Origin of the sequence: Pseudomonas sp. HY2-MNA-CIBAN-0224, assembly GCF_040310285.1 — a bacterium.
Lineage (GTDB): Bacteria > Pseudomonadota > Gammaproteobacteria > Pseudomonadales > Pseudomonadaceae > Aquipseudomonas > Aquipseudomonas helleri.
This window is the reverse complement of record NZ_JBEOPQ010000108.1, coordinates 1-8,492: the sequence shown is the minus strand read 5'-3', so window position 1 is coordinate 8,492 and position 8,492 is coordinate 1. Positions and strand designations below refer to the sequence as shown.

Genomic DNA, 8,492 nt, shown 5'->3' with positions numbered 1-8,492 from the left:
GAGCTTGCTCGCGATCTTTTGATCTTTAAAAGATCGCGAGCAAGCTCGCTCCTACAGTCAGATGGTGGCTTAGCCGAAGAAGTAGCGCTGGTTCATGGCGGCCACGTCGATGGGTTTGCACGTGGCGTGTACGCCGTCGACCTTGACCTCGAAGGTTTCCGGGTTCACTTCAATTTTTGGCGTCTGATCGTTACGCACCAGGTCTTTTTTGGAGATGGTGCGGCAGTTGCGAATGGCCATGATCTGGCGGTCCAGCCCGGCTTTTTCCTTGACCCCGTCCTCCAGCGCGGCTTGCGACACAAAGGTCACGCAAGTGTCCTGCAGGGTTTTGCCGAAGGCGCCGAACATGGGGCGGTAGTACACCGGTTGCGGCGTGGGCAGAGAGGCGTTGGGGTCGCCCATGGCGGCCCAGTTGATCATCCCGCCCTTGATCACCATTTTTGGCTTGGCCCCGAAGAACCGTGGGTCCCAGAGCACCAGATCGGCCATTTTGCCGACTTCGACCGAGCCCAGAACATGGCTCACACCTTGGGCAATGGCCGGGTTGATGGTGATTTTCGCGACGTAGCGCAGCACCCGGAAGTTGTCGTTATCCGGGCTGTCTTCCGGCAGTTTGCCGCGAGAGGCTTTCATCGCGTGGGCGGTTTGCATCACCCGCAGCCAGTTTTCCCCGACCCGGCCCATGGCCTGAGAGTCGCTGGAAAACATCGAGATCACGCCCATGTCCTGCAGCACGTTTTCGGCGGCGATTGTTTCCGGGCGCACCCGGCTTTCTGCGAACGACACGTCGGCGGGCACGTTGGGGTTGAGGTTGTGGCACACCATGATCATGTCGAACAGCTCTGCCTGGCTGTTGACGCCATAGGGCAGGGTCGGGTTGGTCGAACTCGGCAGCACGTTGAGCTGGCTGGCCACGCGGATAATGTCCGGTGCGTGGCCGCCACCTGCACCTTCGGTATGGAAGGTGTGAATGGTGCGGCCTTCAAAGGCATCAATGGTGTCTTCGACGTAGCCGCCTTCGTTCAGGCTGTCGGTGTGGACCGAGACCTGCACGTCCATTTCATCGGCAATGCGCAGCGAGTGGCGCAGGGCGTTGGAGGTAGCGCCCCAGTCTTCATGGACCTTGAGGCCCGCTACCCCGGCAATGATTTGTTCGGCCAGCGGGGCGTGGGCATAAGAGTTGCCTTTGCCCAGCAAACCGACGTTGATCGGCAGGCCTTCAATGGCCCGTAGCATCTTGCGGATGTTCCACGGGCCGGGGGTTACGGTGGTGCCGTTGGTGCCATCCGTTGGGCCAATGCCGCCGCCAAAGAAGGTGGTAATGCCATTGGACAGGCCGTGGTAGGCCTGTTGCGGCGAGATCAGGTGAATATGGGTGTCGATCCCGGCAGCGGTCAGGATCAAGTGCTCGCCCGAGATGGCATCGGTGCTGACGCCGACCACCATGTCTGTGCTGATGCCGGACATCACGTCCGGGTTGCCGCTTTTGCCGATGCCGCAAATCTTGCCGTCACGAATACCGACGTCGGCTTTGATCACGCCCTGAATCGGGTCAATGATGGTGACGTTGGTGATCACCAGGTCCAGCACGCCGTTGTCGCGGGTCAGGTGGTTGTTGTGACCCATGCCGTCGCGCAGGGATTTCCCCCCTCCGTAGACCGATTCTTCGCCGTAACCGCGCAGGTCCTTTTCGATTTCGACGAACAGGTTGGTATCGCCCAGGCGGATTTTGTCGCCGGTGGTGGGGCCAAACAGGCCTGCGTACTCTTTGCGTGAAATGGTGGGCATCGATGGCTCCTTGCTAATGCCGCGCTGGCGCTGAGGGCGTCACCGCGCAGGTGCAAAAAAAGGTGAGTGCAAGTGGGCTGTGCGGGCTACGGGTCGGTCTTGGAAAACTTGAAACCCAGCTCGGTGGCAAGTTGTATGGCTTGCAGTTTTTCCGCGCGCTCATGCAGGGCGATGGTGTTGTCTGGCGCCCAGCCATCGACCAGGTTGTTGAAGCCGTAGACGGTCTGTTTGCCACCGTAAGGGATCAGTGACACTTCAATTTCATCGCCTGGCTCAAAGCGGATCGCCGTGGTCGAAGTGATGTTCAGACGTTTGCCAAAGGCGGCAGCCCGGTCGAATTCCAGTGCGCGGTTCACTTCAAAAAAGTGGTAATGCGAGCCGATCTGAATCGGGCGGTCGCCGGTGTTGCGCACTTTGATCTGGGTCACCGGGCGGTCTTCGTTGAAGGTGATCGGTGTGCTGGCGTAGACAATGCCGCCCAGCGGTACATCGTCTTCTTGGCTTTTGGGCACGCCGCCGGGGTCTTTGGCGTTGGGGATGCTGTGCTCAGGATGCGTGTCCTGGTGCGGGCTGGCGGGTTCGGCAGTTTTTTTGCGGGTCATGACGGGCTCCTCAAAACAGGGTTGTGTGCGTTGAGCGATCAAGCCAGGCCGTTATTTGATCGGGTCGTGAACGGTCACTAGACGGCTGCCGTCGGTAAAAATCGCCTCAACCTGAACGTTCGGAATCAGCTCGCTGACGCCTTCCATCACATCGTCCTTGGTCAGCACTTTGCTGGCTTCTGTCATGACGTCTTCAACCGACTTGCCGTCCCGGGCGCCTTCCAGGGCCGTGACGGTGATAATTGAAACGGCCTCCGGGTAGTTCAGCTTCAAGCCGCGCGCCTTGCGGCGCAGCGCCACGTCCGAGAGGGTGTACACCATGAGTTTGTCGATCTCTCTGGGGGTGAGTTGCATAAGCCCTCCTGTTTACAGTGCGGTAAAAATGAGTGTTCGGCGTGTGGGGCACGGCTTGAACCTGCGCCCACGCGAAGAGGCCGGTAACGGGCTGAGCCGTTCAGGCGTGGTGACAATAAATGAGTGTTTTACGGGGGCTGCCCACCCCGATTGACGGGCCGCAGGCACGTAATACCCGATGCAGGTGTGTTTCATCGGCTCGACCGTTCAAATCCATTGCGGTGGGGGCGATCTGAGCCTAGACCATATTTTTTGAGGGGTGAGCGCACGAGCAATTATTTGGGCGCAGGGGTTGCCAGAACGTGTTGGCAGGGAGTGTTTTTGCTTTTAAATTTTTTTATTTAAAACAATCAGTTAGTTATTTATCCATGCCTTTTTATTAGCGTTCATCGTGAATTCGCGTTGTTATAAAAAATCACAAGACGGTAAAAAATCTTTATTTTAAGTAGGTTAATTCCTACCGAATAAGTAGGAATTGTCTTTAGTTTTTTGCGCTCAACCTTGCTGAACAGCTGCGTGTTTTCGGTAGAGCGCGGCATGCAATTGATCATTCAGTTCGGTCAACTGCTGGAGCATTTGCAGGCTCAGCCAGACATAGGCATAGAACGGGGTTTCGACATTTTTGCTGTTGGCGACTTGCAGGGCCAGGTCCTTGAGGTCACGGGTGGTCTGCCGCAACTGGTCGCTGATGTCGTTGTTGCCAATGCCCATGCACAAGGTGTTTTGCAGTGACTGCAAGGCGTGGGGGATCAACTGCCGAACCTCACGCAACACCGGCTCATCTTCAATCAGCGTGTGACTTTGGGCAGACGACCAATAGGCATCGATCATCAGCGTCAGCGTCGACAGTAAATTCCGGTGCAGCGTTTGCAGCCCATGCGAAACCGCCGGTTTCAGCTTGCTTTCACTGCTGGCCGGGACGATGTAGTTGCGCAGTTTGAGGATGGTGTCGAGCTCATCCTTTAGCTGTTCTTCCAGTTGCGGCCGCTCAAGGGTTTTCTGTGAAAAGCAGGTTTCGTACAGGTGCTTGAGTTTGCCCAGACTCTGGCTGAAGGTGATGCGCCAATCGGTGTAGGCGCGCTGCGGGTAGATGCTCGAATAGAGCATCGCCAGCACGGAGCCGGTTAACACATACAGGCTGCGCAGAAGGGCAGACTCCATGTCATTGGGCGGTGAGCAACTGACCACGGCCAGGGTTGAGCCGATTAGCAAGGCCATATACGGGTGCTTGCCGAGGGTCAGGTAGCCGGCCACAAACATCACCACAGCGCACCACAGCAGCATTGCCGGGAATGAATAAATCTCCAGAAACAGCGCGATCAGCCCGGACACCGCGCCGATCACCGTCCCGCCAGTACGTTGCAGCGCCCTTGAGAACACGTTGCCCCAATACGGCTGCGGCCCCATTACGATCAGCAGGGTGATGAGGATCCACACGGCGCCATCGAGCCTGAAATAACGGATGACGGTGTAGGTGATGAGAAACGCCAGGCTGATGCGCAGGGCGTGGATCCAGCGGTAGTACCGGTAGGTCAGCTGTTCCAGGTTGGAGATCTTTTTACCCAATTGCATAGAGAGCCCCACGACGGCGAAGGATCGGGCAGCAGCGTAGTTCAGGCTGGCGCGATTGACCATGTGCCATGCTTTAAGTAGATAGTACCCTCTGTATTTGGAATGGCGGGGAGGGCGCCTGCTGCGTTTAAGATGCTCGCGTGATGCCAAAAAAATAATCGAGGATGGCCTGATGAACGCAATTCCAACGCTGCTGAACCGCAAGTCCTTGCCCGAGTCTTTATTGCTCGCATTGGGGCAACTCTTGGGCACGCGGCTGTCGACGTCGGCCAGTGTGCGCGAGCACCACGGCAGCGATATTTCGTCGTTGGGCCCGGTCCCGCCGGATGCGGTTGCGTTTGTCGAGAGCCTTGAAGAAATCATCAGCGTCTCGAGCCTGTGCCATGCCCACGATGTGCCGATGATTCCTTACGGCAGCGGCACCTCACTTGAGGGTTGGCTGCAAGCGGTGCAGGGCGGGGTGTGCATCGATGTGTCGGGTATGAACCAGATTATCCAGATCCGCCCGGACGACATGGACGTGACGGTGCAGCCGGGTGTAACGCGCAAACAATTGAACGCCGCTTTACACGGCACCGGCCTGTTTTTTCCGATTGATCCGGGGGCCGATGCGTCGCTGGGCGGTATGGCCTCGACCCGGGCGTCAGGCACCAACGCTGTGCGTTACGGCACCATGCGCGAGAACGTGTTGGGCATGACCGCAGTGCTGGCGGACGGTCGAGTAATCCAGACCGGCGGCCGGGCCCGCAAGTCTTCTGCCGGGTATGACCTGACGCACTTGCTGGTGGGTTCGGGGGGTACGTTGGCGACCTTCGCCGAGTTGACGGTTAAGTTACATCCTTTGCCTGAAGCCGTGTCGGCGGCCATTTGCACGTTCCCTTCTGTGGATCAAGCCGTGCAGGCGGTGATCCAGACCATTCAGTTGGGTGTGCCGATTGCCCGCATCGAGCTGATCGATGCGCTGACCGTACGGGCGATCAACGCTTACAGCAAGACCTCACTGCGTGAAGCGCCGTCCTTGTTCTTTGAATTGCATGGCTCGGAGTCCGGGGTTAAAGAGCAGATTGAAACCGTGCGCCTGGTGGCTGATGAACACGGCGGCCAGGACTTTGAATGGGCGGTCAACCCTGAAGACCGCACCCGGCTGTGGCAAGCGCGGCACGATGCCTACTTTGCTTCGGTGGCGTTGCGTCCTGGCTGCCGATCCTTGACCACCGACTCGGTGGTGCCGATTTCGCGCCTGGCCGAGTGCATTGAAGCGACCGCCGCAGACCTTGAAGAAAATGGCCTGCTGGCGCCGATTTTTGGCCATGTTGGCGACGGCAATTTCCACGCCCTGATCCTCGTAGATCCCGACAATGCCGACGAAGTGGCCCGCGCTGAAGCGGTGGCGCACCGCCTGGCCGAGCGGGCGATTGCCTACGAAGGCAGTTGCACCGGCGAGCACGGCATTGGCTTGACCAAGCGGGACTACATGGCGGTTGAGCATGGCCAGAATGCGGTGGATGTCATGCGTTCAATCAAGCACGCGCTAGACCCCAAAGGCTTGATGAACCCCGGCAAGATTTTTGGCTGACGCCTGGGCGCCTCAAGGGCTGTAGAATCGCCTGCATGGAAATTCGACAGCTCAAATATTTTGTGGCGATTATTGACTGCGGCAGCCTCTCGGGGGCTGCCCGCGAAGTCTTTGTGGCCCAATCGGCCCTGAGTAAACAGGTCCTGGAACTCGAAAAAGAACTCGGGGTGCAGCTGTTGCACCGCAGCCGCAACGGCGTCAGCGCGACAGATCCGGGCAAAGTCTTCTACGAGTACGCCCAAGGCATTCTCAAGCATCTGCAGGACGCCCGCGTGGCGGTCCTTGACTCGGCGCAAACCCTCAGCGGTTCGGTGGTGGTGGCCTTGCCGCAGAGCGTCGCCAGCCCGCTGGCCTTGCCATTGCTGCGTGCGGTGGCGGCGCGTTATCCGCATATCAGCCTGAACCTCAATGAAGAACTGACCGGCAATCTGTTTGAGCAACTGCTGTACGGGCGCATTGACCTGGCGTTGTTTACCGATGTCGGCTTGCCTGCCGAAATCGCCTTCAGCCCGCTGCTGCAAGAGGACTTTTACTGGCTCAGCGCGGCGACCGACCCACAACCTCCGGGCTCCGGCGCCCTCACACTTGAGCAGGCACTGGCGCGCCCGCTGGTGTGGCCGGGCCTGGCCCACGGGCATTGCACGCGGGCGCTGGTTGAGGCTGCGCTGGCCAAACAGGGTGCGTTCGTTGAGTCGGTGGCCCTTGAGGTCAACTCGGTTCACATTCTTAAAAGCGCGGTGGAGGCGGGGATTGGGCCGACGATCATGCCGCTCAACCTGGCCCGTCGCGAAGTCGACGAGGGGCGTCTGATTGCGCGACGCATAGCCTGCCCCGGGCTGTATCGGCGTGTAGGGTTGTGCGTGTCGACGCGCATGCCATCGACCCCGGCGCGGCAGGCTGTGGCCGATCTGATACGTCAGGTGGTGAGCGACATGTGCCTGCAGGATCAATGGCCCGGCAGCCATGTGCTGACCGCCGGGCCCGCCTGAGCGGTCAGGGTTGTTGTGGCACCGGGTTGGCCGGGGCCAGCCCGCTGATACCGGCTTTGACCTTGGGCACACAGAGGCCCAATACGCCGCCCAGCACCAGCACCGCCGCCATCATGTACATCGAGGCTTGGGTGCTGCCGGTGACTTGGGTGATCCAGCCGACCACGATGGTGGCAAAGAAGCCTGCGACGTTACCCATGGAGTTGATCAGCGCGATACCTGCCGCTGCGGCAGCCCCGCCGACCACTGCGGTGGGCATGCTCCAGAACACCGGCAGGCTGCTGACCATGGCCGCGGTGCCAATGGTCAAACCGATCATGCCGAGCAGCAGATTGCCGCCGAACAGTGTGCCAAACAGCACCCCGGCGGCGCCCAGGGTGGCGCAGATTGCCAAGTGCCAGCGGTATTCACGATGGCGGTCTGAGCTGCGCCCCACCAGCACCATGACCACCGCCGCTGCGGTGAACGGAATCGCCGAGAGCATGCCGATCACCCACGGTTGCTCGATGCCGCTGTTGCGGATAATGGTCGGCATCCAGAAGCTGATGATGTACTGGCCCATGACCAGGCAAAAATACACGCCGCCCAGCAGCCATATTTTCGGGTTGAGCAGCCCTTCGCGTATCGAGTGCCCTTGCTTGCCTTGGTTGTCGCGCTCGATGGCGGCCTGCATGCCTTGTTTTTCCTCGGCCGTCAGCCACTTGGCATCGGCGATGCGGTCATGCAACAGGTAAAACACCGCCATGCCCAGCGCCACCGCCGGCAAGCCTTCGATCACAAACAGCCATTGCCAGCCTGCGTAACCCGCCACGCCATGCATGTACTGCATGATGAAACCGGAAATCAGTGAGCCCAGCATGTTGGAAATCGGCAAGGCCGAGATAAACAACGCCACCATTACGCCCCGGCGATGGCCTGGAAACCAGGTGGTGAGGTAAAAAATAATCCCCGGGAAGAACCCGGCTTCAGCCACGCCGATCAAAAAACGCAGGGTGTAAAAGCTCCACGGTGTTTGTACAAACATCATTGCTGCCGAGAGCAACCCCCAGGTGACCATGATCCGTGCGATCCAGCGGCGCGCGCCGTAACGGTGCAGGGCGATGTTGCTAGGGACTTCAAACATCAGGTAACCGATGAAGAAAATCCCGGCGCCCAGGCCGTACACCGCTTCACTGAATTTAAGGTCATCGAGCATTTGCAACTTGGCAAAGCCGACGTTGACCCGGTCCAGGTACGCGACCAGAAAACACACCATCAACAGCGGCATGACACGCCAGGCCGTTCTGCGATAAGCCGAATCCAGATGCTGATCAATGCGCTCGGGGTGAGGCGAAGATGAATGAGTCATGAGAAGCCCTTTTTTGTTATAGCGCGCCTGAACACGGGCGTGGCCAGGCATCCTTTTTAGGCCGTGCAGAACATAACGTTTACGTAAACGCCAGCAGGGCAACCCAGACTCTAGAGTCGATGGACGATTCATACAATCGTCAGAGCGTTTTTTGTAGGACAAAACCCCCTGATACCCTGTAGGAGGGGCCGCCCCGTCTTCGACGCCGCGCTGTCGCGCAGCAAACTGGGTCTAGAGTTGAAGAGCGCGCGCGGGGGCAGAGT

The 8,492-nt window shown here is 59.1% G+C and carries 6 protein-coding genes and 1 pseudogene; 2 read left to right on the top strand and 5 right to left on the bottom strand.

Annotated elements, in window-relative coordinates:
• Window positions 1–69: 69 nt before the first annotated feature.
• The 4 genes and pseudogenes from AAEZ03_RS25235 to AAEZ03_RS25220 all read right to left on the bottom strand — a co-directional run bounded on the left by AAEZ03_RS25235 (window position 70) and on the right by AAEZ03_RS25220 (window position 4,379).
• Entirely contained in the window at window positions 70–1,788 is a 1,719-nt protein-coding gene (locus AAEZ03_RS25235; protein WP_123752116.1) for an urease subunit alpha, read from the bottom strand.
• Window positions 1,789–1,979: 191 nt separating this feature from the next.
• Window positions 1,980–2,270: pseudogene (locus AAEZ03_RS25230) on the bottom strand (urease subunit beta); the annotation flags it as partial.
• A gap of 171 nt (window positions 2,271–2,441) precedes the next feature.
• Complete coding sequence (locus tag AAEZ03_RS25225) at window positions 2,442–2,744, bottom strand: urease subunit gamma (RefSeq protein ID WP_048369202.1); 303 nt, start codon at window positions 2,742–2,744, stop codon at window positions 2,442–2,444.
• Window positions 2,745–3,239: 495 nt separating this feature from the next.
• Window positions 3,240–4,379, bottom strand: a complete 1,140-nt coding sequence (locus AAEZ03_RS25220) for an FUSC family protein (protein WP_350582372.1) — start codon at window positions 4,377–4,379, stop codon at window positions 3,240–3,242.
• Between the two features lie 109 nt (window positions 4,380–4,488).
• Here AAEZ03_RS25220 and AAEZ03_RS25215 point away from each other — a divergent pair, with 109 nt between their 5' ends.
• On the top strand, window positions 4,489–5,892 hold the full coding sequence (locus AAEZ03_RS25215) for an FAD-binding oxidoreductase (RefSeq protein WP_350582369.1): 1,404 nt from the start codon (window positions 4,489–4,491) through the stop codon (window positions 5,890–5,892).
• A 35-nt stretch (window positions 5,893–5,927) separates the two neighbouring features.
• Window positions 5,928–6,881 carry a LysR substrate-binding domain-containing protein gene (locus AAEZ03_RS25210; protein WP_350582366.1) on the top strand — a complete coding sequence of 318 codons (954 nt, stop codon included), beginning with the start codon at window positions 5,928–5,930 and terminating at the stop codon, window positions 6,879–6,881.
• Window positions 6,882–6,885: 4 nt separating this feature from the next.
• Here the strand turns inward: AAEZ03_RS25210 and AAEZ03_RS25205 are convergent, their stop codons facing one another.
• Window positions 6,886–8,229 (bottom strand): MFS transporter, encoded by a 1,344-nt coding sequence (locus tag AAEZ03_RS25205; protein ID WP_350582363.1) that lies wholly within the window; start codon window positions 8,227–8,229, stop codon window positions 6,886–6,888.
• Between the last annotated feature and the right edge of the window lie 263 nt (window positions 8,230–8,492).